14 protein-coding genes are annotated in these 19026 nt (G+C 39.0%); 3 read left to right on the top strand and 11 right to left on the bottom strand.

The genetic code is table 11. From position 1 onward, the window contains the following. Positions 1-17: 17 nt before the first annotated feature. From FJN11_RS01385 to FJN11_RS01350, 8 genes are all read right to left on the bottom strand, one after another. Complete coding sequence (locus tag FJN11_RS01385) at positions 18-803, bottom strand: LicD family protein (RefSeq protein ID WP_033682339.1); 786 nt, start codon at positions 801-803, stop codon at positions 18-20. Positions 804-807: 4 nt separating this feature from the next. Further along, a complete protein-coding gene (locus tag FJN11_RS01380; protein ID WP_094753628.1) occupies positions 808-2175 on the bottom strand; it encodes a sugar transferase in 1368 nt (455 codons plus the stop codon). Between the two features lie 34 nt (positions 2176-2209). Next, positions 2210-2893 carry a tyrosine-protein kinase gene (locus FJN11_RS01375; protein WP_020901549.1) on the bottom strand — a complete coding sequence of 228 codons (684 nt, stop codon included), beginning with the start codon at positions 2891-2893 and terminating at the stop codon, positions 2210-2212. A 9-nt stretch (positions 2894-2902) separates the two neighbouring features. Then, the gene (cpsC, locus tag FJN11_RS01370; RefSeq protein ID WP_049552118.1) at positions 2903-3595 is read right to left on the bottom strand and encodes a capsular polysaccharide biosynthesis protein CpsC; all 693 of its coding nucleotides are present in this window, start codon (positions 3593-3595) and stop codon (positions 2903-2905) included. Positions 3596-3603: 8 nt separating this feature from the next. Then, positions 3604-4335, bottom strand: coding sequence for a capsular polysaccharide biosynthesis protein Cps4B (gene cps4B, locus FJN11_RS01365; protein ID WP_020901547.1), 732 nt, complete (start codon positions 4333-4335; stop codon positions 3604-3606). Position 4336: 1 nt separating this feature from the next. Next, a complete protein-coding gene (gene cpsA / locus FJN11_RS01360) occupies positions 4337-5782 on the bottom strand; it encodes an LCP family glycopolymer transferase CpsA (protein WP_042751698.1) in 1446 nt (481 codons plus the stop codon). A gap of 239 nt (positions 5783-6021) precedes the next feature. Next, positions 6022-7980 (bottom strand): peptide ABC transporter substrate-binding protein, encoded by a 1959-nt coding sequence (locus tag FJN11_RS01355; RefSeq protein ID WP_140223873.1) that lies wholly within the window; start codon positions 7978-7980, stop codon positions 6022-6024. Positions 7981-8176: 196 nt separating this feature from the next. After that, on the bottom strand, positions 8177-9784 hold the full coding sequence (locus FJN11_RS01350; protein WP_049510094.1) for a glycoside hydrolase family 13 protein: 1608 nt from the start codon (positions 9782-9784) through the stop codon (positions 8177-8179). Between the two features lie 152 nt (positions 9785-9936). Here FJN11_RS01350 and FJN11_RS01345 point away from each other — a divergent pair, with 152 nt between their 5' ends. Together FJN11_RS01345 and FJN11_RS01340 are read left to right on the top strand one after the other, a co-directional pair. Beyond that, the gene (locus FJN11_RS01345; protein WP_140223872.1) at positions 9937-11421 is read left to right on the top strand and encodes a DUF1846 domain-containing protein; all 1485 of its coding nucleotides are present in this window, start codon (positions 9937-9939) and stop codon (positions 11419-11421) included. Positions 11422-11515: 94 nt separating this feature from the next. After that, a complete protein-coding gene (locus FJN11_RS01340; protein ID WP_049510097.1) occupies positions 11516-11998 on the top strand; it encodes an S-ribosylhomocysteine lyase in 483 nt (160 codons plus the stop codon). Positions 11999-12056: 58 nt separating this feature from the next. On the opposite strand, the gene FJN11_RS01335 is transcribed toward FJN11_RS01340, so the two are convergent. Both FJN11_RS01335 and pflB read right to left on the bottom strand, forming a co-directional pair. Next, positions 12057-14162 (bottom strand): ATP-dependent Clp protease ATP-binding subunit, encoded by a 2106-nt coding sequence (locus FJN11_RS01335; protein WP_140223871.1) that lies wholly within the window; start codon positions 14160-14162, stop codon positions 12057-12059. A gap of 351 nt (positions 14163-14513) precedes the next feature. Beyond that, positions 14514-16838 (bottom strand): formate C-acetyltransferase, encoded by a 2325-nt coding sequence (pflB, locus tag FJN11_RS01330; RefSeq protein WP_000260631.1) that lies wholly within the window; start codon positions 16836-16838, stop codon positions 14514-14516. A 237-nt stretch (positions 16839-17075) separates the two neighbouring features. Here pflB and dinB point away from each other — a divergent pair, with 237 nt between their 5' ends. Next, positions 17076-18137, top strand: coding sequence for a DNA polymerase IV (dinB, locus tag FJN11_RS01325; protein WP_049552290.1), 1062 nt, complete (start codon positions 17076-17078; stop codon positions 18135-18137). Positions 18138-18169: 32 nt separating this feature from the next. On the opposite strand, the gene FJN11_RS01320 is transcribed toward dinB, so the two are convergent. Then, positions 18170-19015, bottom strand: coding sequence for an undecaprenyl-diphosphate phosphatase (locus FJN11_RS01320; RefSeq protein ID WP_049552291.1), 846 nt, complete (start codon positions 19013-19015; stop codon positions 18170-18172). Positions 19016-19026: the final 11 nt, after the last annotated feature.

Below are 19026 nucleotides of genomic sequence, written 5' to 3'. Positions count from 1 at the left end.
AATTAAAACTATTCAAATTAATCTCCCCATGTAGACTCAAAATGACCCTTACGCTCGGCTTCTTTTGGTAACTTCATGTAATCACCATATATTTTTGTTAAATATTCATCTGGGTTTGCATGGCAACTTATTTCTAAGTTCTCAAACTCTAGTAATTGTGGTTCACCGAATACTTCTTTTCTAGCAAGCTCACGTTCTCTGTAAGAGCCTAATACATTACCTACTATTGAACTAGTTTCAAAATCATATTGTTTAATTAGATTTTGTAATTTGTTGTTAATAGTGGCTGTTTTTAGAAGTTTATTTAATTTCAAAACTTTTGATATACTCACAATTGCATTTTCAAAACTTCCCCGATCTCTGTCATGTAGACGATCGATTACCGAAATTTTAGAAAGTGCACGATAGAATTTGATTTTGTTTGTATGAATAAAATAATGAAAACGATCATCTGGATAACCATCCAAAGGAAAAATATCTATGAATGGACTACATAGTTCATCTCCAAATGGAATTTGTAAGGATGTATCCATAATAGAGGTATTACCTAAATTGTCATCATGAAGTCTCAAAATAACATGTTCTGGAAGTTCTTTTTTACAAATAGATAAAAATTTTTCATAATCTTTTCGAGGCATCCCTAAATCCATATCATCATCCCAAGGAATAAATCCTTTATGACGAATGGCTCCTAGCAATGTTCCTCCCAAAGCATAATATCTTAAATCATGTTTACTACAAATAGCAATAAAGTTTTTCAATAAAGATAATTCTCCTAGTTGAATTTCCCTCACTTTATTCATAAAATCACTTCGCTCCATCTCTCATAAGTACAACTTTAATAGTTTTTAGTAAAATTTCAATGTCTTTCCAAATTGTCCAATCGTCTATATAAGCTACATCTAATTTAACAACTTCATCAAAATTCTTAATCTCACTTCTACCACTAACTTGCCAAAGTCCAGTGATACCCGGTTTAAAACTCAATCGACGTTTTTGTTCAGGTGTGTATGTCTCATATTCATCAACTGTTGGCGGTCTTGTTCCCACTAGGCTCATATCTCCTTTCAGAACATTCCAAAACTGGGGAAGTTCATCCAAGCTAGTTTTACGGATAAAGCGACCAATTTTTGTAATGCGAGGATCATTGTCCATCTTAAACATACCACCCTGCATGGTATTTTTCTCCAACAATTCTCTCTTTTTATCCTCAGCATCAATACACATTGATCTAAATTTATAAAAAGTAAAATGTCGGCCGTTTTTTCCTATGCGAGTCTGGGCAAAAATAGCAGGTCCACCATCTTTTCGAATAGCTGGAACTAGAACTATACTAACTAGACCACAAATCATTAAACCAAAAATAGAACCAATAATATCTATGACACGCTTAGCAATTACATGACTATTCTTATAAAATTTCGTCGAAAAAGTAATGACATTTAGACCAGCCATCCCACGGATTTTTTTGTCACGCCCTAGATTATGGTCAAAAGCATTTAGATTAACCGTTACATCAATTCCCATCGTTTCAAAACGAGAAATAAATTCACCAATATCATATTCTTCACTAGGAAGATTGATAAACACTTCGTCCACAACTTCGTGAGTTGCAAAATTTAAAATATTTTCGACTGGTACGACTGTAATAGTATCATGTTGGAAATTAGGTTTATCTAATACACTAACTGCCACCAGTTCTCCAAAGAAATCACCCGCATCAAGTAATTTATCCATCACTTTCTCAACTCTAGATGTTGCTGTAATCAAGAATAGTTTTTTACTCCATTTCAAATTAGGAAATACCCGTTTCGAATAATACTTGATACAAATATTGACTAGATACATTAGAATCGAGTGTAAGGTTAAGAAATACACCATGCCTCGTCTAGAGATACTAAAGCGTTCTTCTAAAAAGAAATTAGAAAGACTAATTGCCAACGCAAAGAAAATGATATATTTTGTCAAGCGAACAAGTTCAATCAAACTCCCTCGTCTAAAAAAATCTTGACCGTAATCGCTAAAATAAAATACTATGTAGTGGAGAATATATAGGACAATCATTGTTGTTGAAAGAATATCTGTCTCTTTAACAAAACTAAGAGAATACCCCAGTAACACTACTATAAAACTCTGGATTACTGCCAGAGATATTTTTATCCCTTTCTCTTCCATAACTACTTCCTTAGTCTATCCCTTATTCTATCCCCTATTTTTTACCGTAAGAACCATACTCACCGTAAGAACCATATTTCTCAGCTGAAGTATTGAATTTATTTAATACAACTCCTAAAAATGGTTTATTCGTTTGTTCCAATTGACCTTTAGCCTTCTGAACATCTTTTCTGTTAGCTTCTCCTGCCGCAGTAACTAAAACAGATGCATCACATTTTTGTGTAATAATAGCTGCGTCGATTACGATACCAATAGGCGCTGTATCAACAATAATATAATCAAAATACTTGCGAAGTGTGTCAATCATAGTGCTAAAATTTTCACTTTGCAATAAAGCAGTTGGGTTGGGTGAGATAGACCCAGCTTGAACCACAAATAGATTCTCAACATTGGTATCACATAAACCATGAGATAGGTCTGTTGTTCCAGATAAAAATTCTGTCAATCCAGTAATTTTTTCACGTGACTTGAAGACACCTGACATGACAGAATTACGAATATCAGCATCTACTAACAGGGTCTTGTAACCTGCACGCGCGAATGCCCAAGCAATATTTGTAGAAGTCGTTGACTTTCCTTCACCCGGTTTTACAGAAGTGATAGAAATTACTTGTAAATTATTTCCACTCAATTGTATATTCGTACGCAAGGCATTATAGTATTCTTCCGCTTTTTTGGCCAGATCTAATTTTTTCTGTGCTATTTCTAATGTCGGCATATCTCTCTCCTATTTCAATTTATCCAGATTTGGAACAACTCCCAACAATGCAATTTGCATAACATCTTCAATATCCTCTGGACGTTTCACTCGTGTATCAACCAGTTCAACGATAAGAACAGCGATAACCATAAATGCTGTTCCTCCAAGTAGCCCGATAATTGTATTTCTACGAATATTTGGAGAAGATGGTGCTGTAGCCGGACGAGCTTCTTCAAGTGTTGTGACATCAGAAACGCGTGTGATACTGATAATCTTTTCAGCTGCTACTTCTCTCAATGAGTTAGCAATACGACTAGCTTCCTCAGGGACTCTATCATTAACGGAAATAGATACGATACGAGTATCGACTGGTACAGTTACCTTGACTTTACTAGCCAAAGCTTTTGGTGATAGATCTAATTTCAAATTAGATGTAACTTTTTCCAAAACATCTTGAGACAAAATAATTTCACGATAGTCTTTAACTAAGTACGATCCAGCTTGCAAGTCTTGGTTTGTCAAACCAGGCTTATCTCCCTGATTACGGTTGACTACATAAATCCGTGTAGTACTAGTGAACTCCGGTTTAACGACAAACGCACTATAGGCAAAAGCTAAGGCTCCAGCTACAATCGCTACCAATGCAATTAGAATTTTTCTTTTCCAAAGAATTTTAAACAGGTGAAATACATCGATTTCCATAGTATTTTGTTCTTTCATATTTTCTCCTAAATTATTTGATCCATTATAATTTTCCTAGGGTTCTCTACAAATAGCTCTTCCGCCTTGTCTCTACCATACTTTTTAGAAATAATCTGACGAGCATCCTCCATGTAGGGAGGTCTACTATCTAAGTTATGCATGTCACTTGCAATGACATGAACCAGGTCTCTCTCCAAAAAATATTGGGCTCTCTTTTTCATAAATTTATAGGTTTCACCAAAGAGCTTAGGTTTTAGAACATGAGAACTATTTACTTGCGTATAGCATCCCATATCAATCAGTTCCCTAACACGTTTTTCATTGTTTTCCAACGCATCATAACGTTCAATATGAGCAATCACTGGGGTAATCCCTAACATCAAAATATTGCTTAACCCTTTATGAATATCGCGATAGGGTGTATTCATACTAAATTCAATCAAAGCATAACGACTGTTATTGAGAGTAGGAATGCGCTTGTTTTCTAATTTTTCTAGAACATCCGGAGTATAGTATATCTCTGCTCCGTAAGCAATGACCAAATCATCTGCCACTTCTTTAGCAATCTCACGAACCTTTAAAAAATTCGTCGCTATTTTTTCTTCTGGAGTCTCAAACATCCCTTTTCGACGATGGGAAGTCGAAACAATCATCCGAACTCCTTGATTATATGCTTCTATTAAAAGAGCTTTACTATCTTCTATAGACTTTGGCCCGTCATCTACATCAAAGACAATGTGAGAGTGGATATCAATCATATCATCTTCCCTCCATCACATCTTGTATCGCACTTTTAGCAGTTGCTAAACTACTATCATCGATTTCCATCATATAGAGGTTACTATCTGGCATAGCATAAGAAGGAAGTCCCATTCGACCTGTACCTTTGAGGTCTTGAGAGTTGACTTTATAACTACCACCACTCTCCAATTGAGTATTAATCAAATCTATCATCGTTTCGATAGGCATATTTGTTTGAAGGGAATCTTGCAAACCTTGAATAATATCACTATAATTTTTTAAGGCTTCAGTAGAAGTTAATTTCTGAATAATTGCGACAATAACCTTTTGTTGATTACGACCACGGTCACGATCTCCATCAGCCAACGAATAGCGTTCACGAACAAACCCAAGAGCTTGTTCAGAATCTAAATGGACATTTCCTACTGGGAAGTGGAACTTCCCGTGACGAGATGTAAACTCCTGATCATTGTATACATCTACACCACCTAAAAGGTCAATCAATTTCAAGAACGAAGTGAAGTTTAGACGAACATAGTAATTAATATCAACTCCATAAAGATTTTCCAAAGTATGAATAGAGGAGTCAACTCCATAAATACCTGCATGAGTCAACTTATCTTTTTGATTATTCCCGCCGTCAGCAATCGGAACATAAGAATCTCGAGGGGTTGTTGTCAATAGAATTTTTTTTGAATCTTGATTAACAGTCATCAAAATGTTGACATCTGAACGAGAAACTGAACTAATTGGTCCGTAAGTGTCAATACCACTCACATAGACATTGAAGGATTTGTTCTTAGAAACTTTAGGAGCAGCTACTTCTTTGGTGATATTTTTAGTGTAGATTTTCCTAATTTTTGATGCGTAATCAGGGTATTCAGATTCTATAATATTTTCAAAGACGCTATTTAAGACAATCGCTTTTGCTTCACCTGATACCAAGCTCTTATAAGCTGCAAGGTATGAGGTGCTTTGTTCAACCGTCAATTCTTTGCTCTGACTAGTTTTGATATCAGCTATCAATTTTTGAATATTATCATTATCAGTATCCGTAGGTCCTGTAACACTATCTAATTGCGTGACATTATGAACGTCACTATCTTTCAGAACAACAACACTCATTGAGTATTCTGAGTAATTTGACGTAGAATTGATATGACTAGTAAAGCCGACAAATTGTTGCAGTGCAAAAAAAGAAACTGAACTCATTAAAATAGCTAGTGTTAAAAAGAAAATTGTAAACTTTTCTGCTTTTCTATAAATGATCAAGAGCAGACTCGCTAAAGCGACCAAAATCACTACAGCTGCCGTCATAACATTCAGGTATCTAAACGCCAATATATTATGTCTAAAAATCAAGAACAGCAAAAAACCACCCAATAATACATAAATGGTTAATAAAGCTATATTAATGCTCCGCTTAACTTTACCCGAACGGGCTCTTTTTGAACGTTTATTCATAGTTTTCCCCTATATGTTGATTATCAGAATTATTATATCACAATCATGAAATAATTTCCATTTATTCCTTTTTTTATCAGCGTTTTCAATATATCTTCTAAATGTACTCCGAAGGAATAATTGTTTTTTTATAACCTGTAAAGTATCTATCGTTTCCTATTTTGATATTCTCGTTTCATAGACAGAGGAATACGAATCAAAAATATAACAAAAAAGGTCCCTTACGGAACCTCGTTCATCTATTTGACATGATTTTCTGCTTCTTTTTGAGCCTTTTCGATTGCTTTTTTGCTTTCTTGCTCCCATTTGGTCTTAGCTTCTTCATACTGCTTGGTAGTCACAGTATCTTTTTGCAGTTTCATATACTTGTAGTTATTGCCATCACCCTTAATGCCGACCAGTGAATAGCCTCTTGTAAATGGCGTTACTTTGGTTACAGAAGCTGTTCCACCGCTCGACATAGCTGACATAATCAGAGAATTGTCAATCATCCAAGCCTGTGCTTCAGCATATTTTTCATAACGTTTGGCTACATCTTTATTTTCGCTATCTGCATCTTTGAGCATCTTGGTGTAGGTATCAAGACCCAAGCTAGCAATTTTAGCTTTATCTTCCTGAGCATCTAAACCAAAAATCTTGAGGTAGAATCCATCCTCAGCATTGAAAGGATTAAGATAAGTTGACGGATCTTGGTAGTCACCTACCCAGCCATCAAAGTTCAAATCATAGTCACGATCAGCTGGCGTTGGTGCCAAGAAAGCTACGTTATTAAAATCATCTGTTGAAAGTTGTTGAACATCAATGACAATGTTATCAGCACCTAAAACCGACTCAAGGGTCTGCTTAACTGAGTTCATGCCTGTCACAGCATTTTTACTTGTCTGATCAACTGCAACATCCAAGTGAATTGGGAAGGTCACACCTTGACTTGCCAATTCTTTTTTAGCTTCTGCAAATTTTGCTTGGGCTTTTTCTTTGTTGAAATAGGCATCCTGAGCATCTGCCAAGTTAATACCTGACCATTCTGTGCCATAGTTGACCAATTTAGAAGCAACTACTTCTCCAAAGGTCTTGTCTCCAACTTGGACAAATGTAGGAGGCACTAGGGTGTTACGAAGGGTCTTGCTAGCTGCTTCTTCCCCATTTGACTGGGCAGAATAGGTTGTGCGGTCCAAGGCAAAGTTCACTGCCTGGCGGAAGTTTTTGTTCAAGACAGCTACCTCAGTTGACTTCTTCTGCTCATCTGTCGTTTTAGCAGTGTGATTGTAAGCCTTACGGTTGACGTTGAAATTAAAATACCAAGAAGTCTTGTCTTGCAAGCTATAGACGATATTATCCTTATATTTCTCCTTGGTCTTGGCGAAGTTAGAACTATTTGGATAAACCCCCGCGATAGAATAAGCTCCACTTTCAAAGTTACGGATGGTCAATTCTTGGTCTGAACCATCAAAATAGGCCAATTTCACGTGTTCAATTGATACTTTGTCATGATCATAGTAATGCGGATTTTTCACATACTCGATCGATGATTTTGATGTGAAATCTTTTAACAAATAAGGTCCGCTGTAGAGAATGCTATCTGGAGATAGGGTACCAAAATCTTTCCCTTTCGAGTTTAGAAACTCTTCATTTACCGGGAAAAGAATACTGTTGGTTGTTTTTGAGTTCCAGTAAGGTTCTGGGCGTGCCAAAGTATATTCAACGATCTGGTCGTCGATTGCCTTCACCCCAACCTTAGAAAAGTCAGAATCCGCTCCTGTAATATAATCATTCAAGCCCTTGATTGAGTTTTGAATCAAGTCAATAGCCTGTGATTTATTATCCACTGCATACTTGATACCTGTCACAAAATCTTGTGCCTTGACTGGGGCGTACTCTTCACCGTCAGCCGTGAACCATTTGGCATCTTTTCTCAGTTTGTAGGTATAAGTCAGACCGTCGCTTGAAACAGACCAGTCTTCTGCCAAAGACGGAACTAAGTTCCCGTGATTGTCATTTTCAAGCAAGCCATCAACTAGGTTGGTAATAATGGCTGTATTATCAGCGTAGTAGTCTAATAAATAGTTAAATGTAGTTGGATTTCCACTAAAGGTTGATGAGTAAGTTTTTGTATCTGAACCTGATTGTCCGCAAGCAGCTAAAAGCAAAGCAGCTGCAACAGTCAGGCCTGCACTAAGGATACGCTTTTTTGTAGTCATCTTCTTTCTCCTTTATGTTAGTTTTTATAACATAGGTTTATTTTACCAAAATAGTGGAAATTTGTAAAGTTAATTGAATTTCTAGAATGAAAGTTTATAAATCTTTGCCATAAAAAAACAAAGGATTTCTGCCTTTCATACAGTCCTCCCTTGTTTTTATACGATTTCGATTTTTAGATTTTTCTGTAAAAAATGTTTATAGTAATTCCACACAGAAAGCATCCCATGGAGCCAAGATTTGTTTTTCAAATGCTTCTTGAGCCGCGATGTTTTCAATCAAGACCGATTTGACGTTCCCTTCTACGGTCAAGTCTTGTTCTTCATTGGACAAATTAGCTACGACTAGGAATCGACGGTTGCCATCTTTACGGATATAGGCAAAAACCTTGTCAGCCGTATCAAGCAATTCAAAGTCAGCTCGAATCAGCCAACTATTCTCCTTACGGATTTGAACCAGTTTCTGATAAGTATAGAAAATAGAATCGGGATTTGCCAGCGCTTCTTGAACGTTGATTGCTTGATAGTTTGGATTCACTGCCAACCAAGGTTGACCTGTTGAGAAACCAGCATTTTTGCCCTCGTCCCATTGCATAGGGGTACGGGCATTGTCACGACCAATGACACGGATACTGTCCATGATTTCTTCCATCGGAACGCCTTTTTCAAGAGCTTCACGCGCATAGTTGAGGGATTCAATATCTTCTACTTGGTCCAGTGTTTCAAACGGATAGTTGGTCATCCCAATCTCCTCGCCTTGGTAGATATAAGGAGTTCCTCTCATGAGATGAAGCAAGATGGCAAAGGCTTTGGCAGATTTTTCGCGGTATTCTTGGTCATTTCCCCAGATAGAGACAATACGAGGGAGGTCATGATTGTTCCAGAAGAGGGAATTCCAACCATCCTCAACTCCTAATTCTGTCTGCCATTTGTTGAAAATCTCTTTTAACTTAGCGATATTCAACTCTTTTTGATAGTGCCATTTAGGCTGACCTTCCTGATACTGAAGACAGATATGCTCAAACTGGAAGACCATAGACAATTCTTGACCCTTTGGATCAGAGTAGAGCTTGGCAATCTCTGGCGTTGCCCCCCAAGTTTCTCCTACTGTTAAGAGATTCTTATCTCCAAAGGTCGCCTGATTCATCTCCTTGAGATAGGGATGGAGCATAGGACCATTATTGACTACCTTCTCGTCAGGAATTTTCCCAATCATGTCAATAACATCCATACGGAAGCCGCCAATGCCTTTATCAATCCAGAAGTTCATCATCTCATAAATTTTCTGACGAAGCTTTTCATTTTCCCAGTTGAGATCCGGCTGTTTCTTACTGAAAAAGTGAAGATAGTATTGACCTGACTTTTCATCGTATTCCCAAGCAGAACCACTAAAGATAGAATCTAAATCGTTGGGTTCATCCCGCCAGATATAGTAGTCTCGTTCAGGGCTATCAGGATTTTCACAGGCCTCGACAAACCAAGCATGCTCATCTGAGGTATGATTGACCACTAAGTCCATGATGATACGAATATCACGCTTCTTAGCTTCCGCGATCAGTTGGTCCATATCCTCCATGGTTCCGAAAATAGCTGCAATCGCTTGATAATCAGCAATATCATAGCCATTATCATCCATAGGACTGTCATAAACTGGAGAAAGCCAAATCGCTGTAATTCCTAACTTGGCTAGATAGTCTAACTTACTGGTAATTCCTGGCAAATCGCCAATTCCATCTCCGTTGCTATCCATAAAGCTCTTAGGATAGACTTGATAGACTACGGCATTGTGCCACCATTTTTCTTGCATCTTCTTACCTCATTATTTTAATAATCTGTAATCTATGATAGCGCTTTTTAAAATTTTATGCAAGCGTTTGCCTAATCTTTTTGATTCCTTTTTTAACTCCATAGTTTCCTAACTTCCAATTTTTTATTATAATAGAGGTCAGAGGTAAAAAAATGAAAAAACAAGCTTTTAGTTCTGAACAATATTTGAATCTACAGCGCGACCACATTTTGGAGCGCATTAACCAATTTGACGGCAAGCTCTACTTGGAGTTTGGCGGCAAAATGTTAGAAGATTTCCACGCTGCTCGCGTTCTTCCTGGTTATGAGCCTGACAACAAAATCAAGCTCTTACAAGAATTGAAAGAGCAGGTTGAGGTTGTGATTGCTATTAATGCTAGCAATATCGAACATTCCAAAGCACGTGGTGACTTGGGCATTTCTTATGACCAAGAAGTTCTTCGTTTGATTGACAAATTCAATGAATTAGGGATTTTTGTTGGCTCCGTTGTCATCACACAGTACGCTGGCCAACCTGCTGCAGATGCCTTCCGTAACCAACTTGAGAAAAATGGTATCGATTCTTATCTTCATTATCCAATCAAAGGATATCCGACGGATATGGATCACATCATTTCGCCAGAAGGTATGGGGAAAAACGACTACATCAAAACCAGTCGCAACTTGATCGTCGTAACCGCTCCTGGACCTGGTTCTGGAAAATTGGCAACCTGTATGTCAAATATGTACCACGACCAAATCAATGGTATCAAGTCTGGCTACGCTAAGTTTGAAACCTTCCCAGTCTGGAATCTCCCCCTTCATCACCCAATCAACTTGGCCTACGAGGCTGCTACAGCAGACCTCGATGATGTCAACATGATTGACCCCTTCCATCTCCAAACCTATGGAGAAACCACTGTAAACTACAACCGTGATATCGAGATTTTCCCAGTGCTCAAGCGCATGTTAGAACGTATCCTTGGTAAATCTCCATACGCTTCTCCGACAGATATGGGTGTCAACATGGTTGGTTTCGCTATTACTGATGACGATGCTGCTGTCGAAGCTTCTAAACAAGAAATCATCCGCTGTTACTATCAAACTGTTCTTGATTTCAAAGCCGAAAAAGTTGGTGAAGCTGCTGTCAAGAAAATCGAGTTACTCATGAACGACCTCGGTATCACACCTGCAGACCGCAAGGTTGCTGTTGCTGCACGTCAAAAAGCAGAAGAAACTGGTGGACCAGCACTAGCCCTTGAATTGCCAAATGGGGAAATCGTCACAGGTAAGAACTCAGAACTCTTTGGCCCTACAGCAGCTGCTCTTATCAACGCCATCAAGAAATCAGCTGACATTGCTAAAGAAGTAAAACTAATCGAGCCTGAAGTTGTTAAGCCAATCCAAGGTCTTAAAATCGATCATCTGGGTAGTCGCAATCCACGCCTTCATTCAAATGAAATCCTGATTGCACTTGCTATCACAGCTACAGAAAATTCTGATGCTGCTCGTGCTATGGAAGAACTTGGCAACCTCAAAGGAAGCGAAGCCCACTCAACCATCATCTTAACCGATGAAGACAAGAATGTCCTTCGTAAACTGGGTATCAATGTAACCTTTGACCCTTACTACCAATACGACCGCTTGTATCGTAAATAAAGATTTCAACCTCTCCAGCCTCGGAGAGGTTTTCTCTCTGCCTCAAGAGCCGGCTTTATGTTATAATGAAAGAAGAAAACTGAAAGGATTTACCATGCCAAAAGAAGTTATTGTTGAAAGTTTTGAACTTGACCACACCATTGTTAAGGCACCCTATGTTCGCTTGATTGGGGAGGAAAAAGGGCCAAAGGGAGATGTCATCTCCAATTATGATATTCGCTTAGTGCAACCCAATGAAGACTCTATCCCTACTGCTGGCCTTCACACTATCGAGCACCTCTTAGCCAAACTCATCCGTACCCGCATCGACGGCATGATTGACTGTTCACCATTTGGTTGCCGCACAGGCTTCCACATGATTATGTGGGGGCGCCACACCAGTGCTGAAATCGCATCTGTTATCAAGGATTCGCTCAAAGAAATCGCTGAAACTACTACTTGGGAAGATGTTCCTGGAACAACCATCGAATCTTGCGGTAACTACAAGGATCACAGCCTCTTTTCTGCTAAAGAATGGGCTAAACTCATCTTGGAACAAGGGATTTCAGACGATGCCTTTGAGCGCCATGTCATCTAATAATAAAAAAGAAACCAGCTTTTGAACTGGTTCCTTTTTTTATTTTCAAAATCTTGATTTAGGCTTTTTCACGAATGACCAAAACACCATCTTCCATGTCAGCTTCTAGGTGTTTAGCATCAAGATTATCCAAGTGGAAATCTGTCACTTTATCTCGGATTTGTTGTTCAACCACACGACGGAGTGGACGAACACCCATAACTTCATCATATCCTTCTTCAGTCATGTATTCTTTAGCAGCTTCGCTCACTGCCAAGTCAATGTCTTTCTTAGAAAGCGTCTTGTTAACTTCAACCAACATCAAGTCCACAATCTTAGAAAGATCTTCTTTGCTCAAGTGTGAGAATTCGATGACAGCATTGAAACGGTTAAGGAATTCTGGACGGAAGTAAGGTTTCAAACGATCCATCAATTCTGGTTTATCAGCATCTTCTGTCAAGTTAGCTTCGTAACCAAAGCCTGCGTTTGAAGTTGCGATAATCACCGTATTCTTGAAGTTGACAGTGTTACCTTGACCATCTGTCAAACGACCATCGTCCAAAACTTGAAGGAGAAGGGTGATGACTTGAGGGTCAGCCTTTTCAATTTCGTCGAGAAGGACGATTGAGTATGGATTGCGACGGACGCGTTCTGTCAAGGTATTGTTGTTGTCATCGTAACCAACATAACCTGCAGTTGTACCAATCAATTTAGATACGGCTGTGCGGTCGCTGTATTCTGACATGTCCAAACGGATGATAGCATCTTTCGTTCCGAACATATCAAGAGCCAATTGTTTAGCCAACTCAGTCTTACCAACACCAGTAGGACCTACAAAGAGGAAGCTACCGATTGGGCGATTTCCTTCATCAAAACCAGCACGGTTACGACGGATAGCTTTTGCTACTGCTTCAACGGCCTTATCTTGACCAATAACTTTCGTCTGCAAACGATGACCCATATCTTTCAAACGTTCGATGTCCGTAGCCCCCATTTGAGATACTGGAATACCCGTCATACGTTCTACAGATTCAGCCACATCGTTGACACTTGCAGTCACTTTCATATCTTCTGTATGGTTTTCGATTTTCTTTTCCAATTCTGCGATGCGTGTTTTATAGTTTAGAGCTGCTTCAAAATCTTCTGCCTCAACTGCTTTTTCTTGCTTGTCTTTTTCCGCCTCAATTTCACGTTCAACAGCATGAACATCTGTTACTGGATGCTGAGCTGCCAAGTGAGCCGCCGTAACATCGACAAGGTCGATAGCCTTATCTGGCAAGCTACGTTGTGGAATATATTGAACAGAATAATCCACCGCTGCTTTCAAAACTTCGTCTGGCAAGATGACATTGTGGTGTTGTTGATAGAGGTCACGAATTCCTTGAAGAATTTTAAAAGTATCCTCTGCTGAAGGAGCATTGACCTTGACTTCGTTGAAACGACGAGCAAGAGCAGCATTCTTCAAGATGGTATTACGGTATTCGTCTTGAGTTGTTGCCCCAATCACTGTCAATTCTCCACGAGAGAGAGCTGGCTTGAGAATATCCGCAAGCCCTTTAGATCCACTGTCTCCACCAGTGCTACCTGCACCGAGAATTTGGTGAATTTCATCAAAGAAGAGGATAATATTCCCTGCTTCTTTCACTTCATTGACTAAATTTTGAACGTTTTCTTCAAAGCTACCACGGTATTGAGTACCAGCCTCAAGACCTGAGATATCAATGGAAATAATTTTCTTATTCTTAATAGCAGCTGGAACATCACCATTCACAATAGCTTGTGCCAAACCTTCGACAACGGCTGTCTTACCAACGCCTGCATCTCCGACCAAAACAGGATTGTTCTTGGTACGGCGCGAGAGGATTTCAGATGCTTCTTGAATTTCCTTGTTTCGTCCGATAACAGGATCCAGCTTTCCCTCACGCGCTTCTGCAGTCAAGTTTCGACCTAGTTTTGCAAGTACACCGTCTTGTTTCATACCTGATGCCTGTTGTGGCATTTTTCCATCAACTTCTGCATTTCCTGGCAATTGGCCAGTTGCACGATAGTGAGCAAATTCCTCAGGTGTGACTTCGCGTCCATTAATTAAGTAACGGCGATTTTCAGAACTATATCCACGCATACCACCCATCAATTGGTTAAATAAATCATCCATGTTGTTAAAATTATTAAAGTTGTTGTTCATATTCTTTACCTCTTTTTGTTATTTATTATTACTGATATTGACTATCTTTGACCTTTGTTTTAAAAAATTTAGACTAGCTAAATCGCTACTCTACGTACTATTTCTGGTTTTTCTTTTTCAAGCAGGAGTAGACTATCTTTACTTCTAAAGATTTCTAGATTAAACATAGACCCCACCTCTTTCTATTTTACTTTAAATAAGTGTTCTAGCAAGGTTTTCATTTACCTTACGTTCATAATATACTACATTAGTCAAAAAAGGTCAAGTAATTTGACTTTAATTGACCAATAAATTTTACAAAAAGAAGAACTAGCTTTTAACTAGTCCTTCTTTGTATTATTTTATATAATCTTAGCTCAACGCATCCAAGGCATCATCCATTGAAAGAACTTCGTGGAATACACGTTGTGTCAATTCAGTTTTTTGTTCTGGAGTGAGGTATTTAGTGTTTACACAGTATCCAGAGATACGTACGATAACGTCTTCACCTGACATGATCTTTTCGTAAACATCGTTCAAGTCCATAACGTTCAAGTTAACGTGTTGTCCACCGTTTTCAAAGTAACCATCAAGGATTGTTACCAAGTTATCAACTTGTTCGTCACGAGTCTTACCAAGAGCGCGAGGTGATACTTGTGTAGTCAATGAGATACCATCAGCTGCATAACTAAAGTCAAGGCTAGAAAGTGAGTTCAAGTTTTGCAACCATCCACCTTTAGCTTTATTAGATGGGTTAGCACCTGGTGAGAAGAATTCAAGTTTAGACAAGTTCACAGAACCATCTTCGTTGAGGTATACACCTTTGTGAACTGGTGAGTTACCAGTTTGTTTAGAGTAAGCAACGTTAGATGTGATTGTCAAAAGTGATACTGTAGCTTCAGCGTCTTTGTAAAGTTTGTGGCTACGTAGACGAGTTGTGTAAGCTTCGATCAACCATTCTGCCAATTCGTTTGAACGTGGGTCATCTTCACCCCAACGTGGGTATTCACCGATTGTTTCGTAATCGTAGATGTAGCCATTTTCGTCACGGATTGGTTTAACTGTAGCGTATTTGATAGCTGACAATGTATCAACAGTGTTGGCAAATCCACAGATACCGAATCCCATGTTGGCACGTTGTTTAGTTGGCAAGAAGGCCATTTGAACAGCTTCGTAGTTGTACTTATCAGTCATGTAGTGGATGATGTTCAAAGCATCTACGTAAGTGTCAGTCAACCAGTCAAGAGATTTTTCAAAGTTAGCTTTAACTGATTCAAATTCAAGAACTTCGTCACGGATTGGTTCGATGTCAAATACTTTGTAGTCTTTGTGAACATCGTCGTAACCACCGTTAAGTCCAGTAAGAAGGGCTTTCAATACGTTTACACGCGCACCGAAGTACTGGATGTTGTGGCGTTGTTCTTCATTTTCTGGGTCAAGTGGAGACACACAGCATGAGATACAGCTCATTTCACCATATCCGTCTTTAGCCATTGTTGTTACACCTTCGTATTGGATAGAAGAGTGTTTGTGGCTCATGTGCATACAGTAGCGACGGAAGTTGTATGGCAATTTGTCAGTCCAAAGAACTGTCAAGTTTGGTTCTGGTGAGTTACCGATGTTGTCAAGAGTGTTCAAGAAACGGTAGTCCATCTTAGTAACACGGTGACGACCGTCGTTACCCATACCAGCCATAGAAGTTGTGATGAAAGTTGGGTCACCTGAGTACAATTGGTCATAAGCTTTAGTACGAGCAAATTTAACTGTACGAAGTTTCATAACGAAATCATCAACGAATTCTTGGATTTCTGATTCAGTAAATGTACCACGAGCAAGGTCACGTTCTGCAAAAATGTCCAATACGATTGGTACACGACCTAGAGATGTAGCAGCACCGTTGATAACACGGCAGACAGACATGAAGGCGATATTAACCCATTGGATTGCTTCTTTAACGTTCATCGCTGGTTTGCGAACATCAACTCCGTAAAGGTCACCCAAGCGAACAACTTGTTGCAATGCTTGGTATTGAAGGTTGATTTCTTCACGAAGACGAATTGTTTCTTCATCGATTTCTTCGATTGCATTCCAGTCGTTTACTTTTTCTTGCATCAAGTAGTCTGCACCGTAAAGAGCAAGACGTGCGTAAACACCGATGATACGTCCGCGTGAGTATGCATCTGGAAGACCAGTTACAGTGTGAGCGTGACGAGCGCGACGGATGTTTGAAGTGTAAGCACGGAAGATACCGTCGTTAACTGTTGTTACGTATTTAGTAAAGATTTCGTGAACAGCTGGATCTGGTTCGTATCCATTTTCTTTCAAAGTAGTTTCAGCCATACGGATACCACCTTTTGGCATGAAGTTCAATTTGAAGAGTTCATCATTTTGGATACCGAAGATAACTTCATTTTCTTTATCGATAAATCCTGCTGGAATGTCAGCAATAGATGTTGGACGAGTGTCCATTGGGAAACGAGTTTCTTCGTAGTGAGCCTTGGTTTCTTCTACAATTTTTTTGATGTGAAGTGAACGTTCTGTTGGTCCTGCAAGGAAGCTTTCGTCTCCATCATAAGGTGTGTAGTTAGCTTGTACAAAGCGTGATACACTTGCTTTTTCTTTCCAATCTACGCCTTTGAAGCCTTCCCAAGCTTTATCAAAAATATCTTGTGCTTCAACAACTGTCTTAACAACCATGTTAATGTCCTCTTTTTTCTTTCTAGTAACAGTCATCTGTTACATTCATGAGACAAGTATACCATACAGTAACCGATTTCAACAAGCGAAAAATCCCTGTTTTTACACTTTCTTTTCTAAAACAGTCTATACTTTACCCCAAACTGTATTATATTTTTGAAAAAAATATACCCTTTTTTCCTTTTTTCAGAAAAAAGGGTATAATAAAAGAAAATAAGCAGTAAAAAGGTGCTAGGCATGTTGATTTTTCCTTTGTTAAATGATTTGTCAAGAAAAATCATCCATATTGACATGGATGCCTTTTTTGCTGCGGTGGAAATCAGAGATAATCCTAAACTCAGAGGAAAACCTGTCATTATCGGAAGCGACCCTCGGCAAACAGGTGGGCGTGGTGTCGTGTCCACTTGTAGCTATGAAGCTCGAGCTTTTGGTGTCCATTCAGCCATGAGTTCCAAGGAAGCCTATGAGCGTTGCCCCCAGGCCGTCTTTATCTCAGGGAATTATGAAAAATACAAGTCTGTGGGATTCCAGATTCGAACTATCTTTAAGCGCTATACAGATTTGATTGAACCTATGAGTATTGACGAAGCCTATTTGGATGTAACAGAAAATAAACTCGGTATCAAGTCAGCGGTCAAAATCGCTCGCCTCATTCAAGAGGATATCTGGCAAGAACTCCATCTAACTGCTTCTGCCGGTGTTTCCTACAATAAATTCTTAGCTAAAATGGCTAGCGATTATCAAAAACCACATGGTTTGACAGTGATTCTACCTGACCAAGCTGAGGATTTTCTCAAACAAATGGATATTTCCAAGTTTCATGGAGTAGGAAAAAAGACGGTGGAACGACTTCATCAAATGGGTATTTTTACTGGAGCTGATTTACTTGACGTCCCTGAAGTGACCCTAATAGACCGTTTTGGCAGACTGGGCTATGACCTTTATCGAAAGGCTCGTGGCATTCATAACTCCCCAGTCAAATCCAATCGTATCCGTAAATCAATCGGTAAGGAGAAAACCTATGGAAAGATTCTCCGTGCCGAGGAAGACATCAAAAAAGAGCTGATTCTTCTATCAGAAAGAGTCGCTCTCAATCTACATCAACAAGAAAAAGCTGGAAAAATTGTCATTTTGAAAATCCGCTACGAGGACTTTTCAACTCTTACTAAACGAAAAAGTCTGACTCAAAGAACACAGGATGCTAGTCAGATAAGCCAAATAGCCCTGCAACTCTATGAAGAATTAAGCGAGAAAGAAAGAGGTGTCCGCCTGCTGGGGATTACCGTGACTGGATTTTAAAACCTTGAAGAGTTAGCCCTTCAAGGTTTTTCTTATACAAATAAACGGACAAAGCTATACAGTAGCAAGACGCTACCGAGTACAATACGGTATTTACCGAAAAGGGTAAAGTCGTGTTTTTTCACATAGCTGGTCAAAAAGCGAATAGCCACCATGCTGACTGCAAAAGCTACTCCCATCGCAACCAAGAGCAAGAACAATTGCCCAAAGTTCAAGAGTTGTCCTGCTTTTACAAATTTGAAAATCTTTAATGCACTAGCTCCAAACATAACAGGAATCCCTAAATAGAAGGTAAATTCTGTCACAACAGAACGACTCGTTCCATTTAACAAACCACCGACAATCGTTGCCCCAGAACGACTTGTTCCAGGTAAAAGGGCAAGAACTTGGAAGAGGCCGATATAGAAGGCTGTCGTATAAGGAAGCTTGTCCAACTCTGTTACACTTGGCTCGATAGCACGCACTTTATTGCGCTTTTCCAAATAGATAAAGGCAATCCCATAGATAATCAACATGAGAGCAACTGAAACCATATTATGGAAGTGAGTATCAAACCAATCATCAAACTTAAATACAGCAAGCAAAGGTAAAGTAGCTACAAGAACTTTAGACCACAGTTGCCAAGTTCGACGAACTTCCTGCTTGTCTTTACCCGGTTTAAAGGGATTGAGCTTATTAAAGTAAATCACCATAACCGCCAAAATCGCACCAAGCTGAATCACGACATTAAACATGGACATAAAGACTTCATTTTGATTTTGGTATTGGATAAATTCCTCTGCTAAAATCAAGTGACCTGTACTTGAAATCGGCAGCCATTCCGTAATTCCTTCAACAATACCGAAGAAGATAGATTTTAAAATTTCAATAAGATACATAGATTACTCCT

The organism is Streptococcus symci, assembly GCF_006385165.1.
Taxonomy (GTDB): Bacteria; Bacillota; Bacilli; order Lactobacillales; family Streptococcaceae; genus Streptococcus; species Streptococcus symci.
This window is presented reverse-complemented; position numbering and strand designations above follow the sequence as displayed.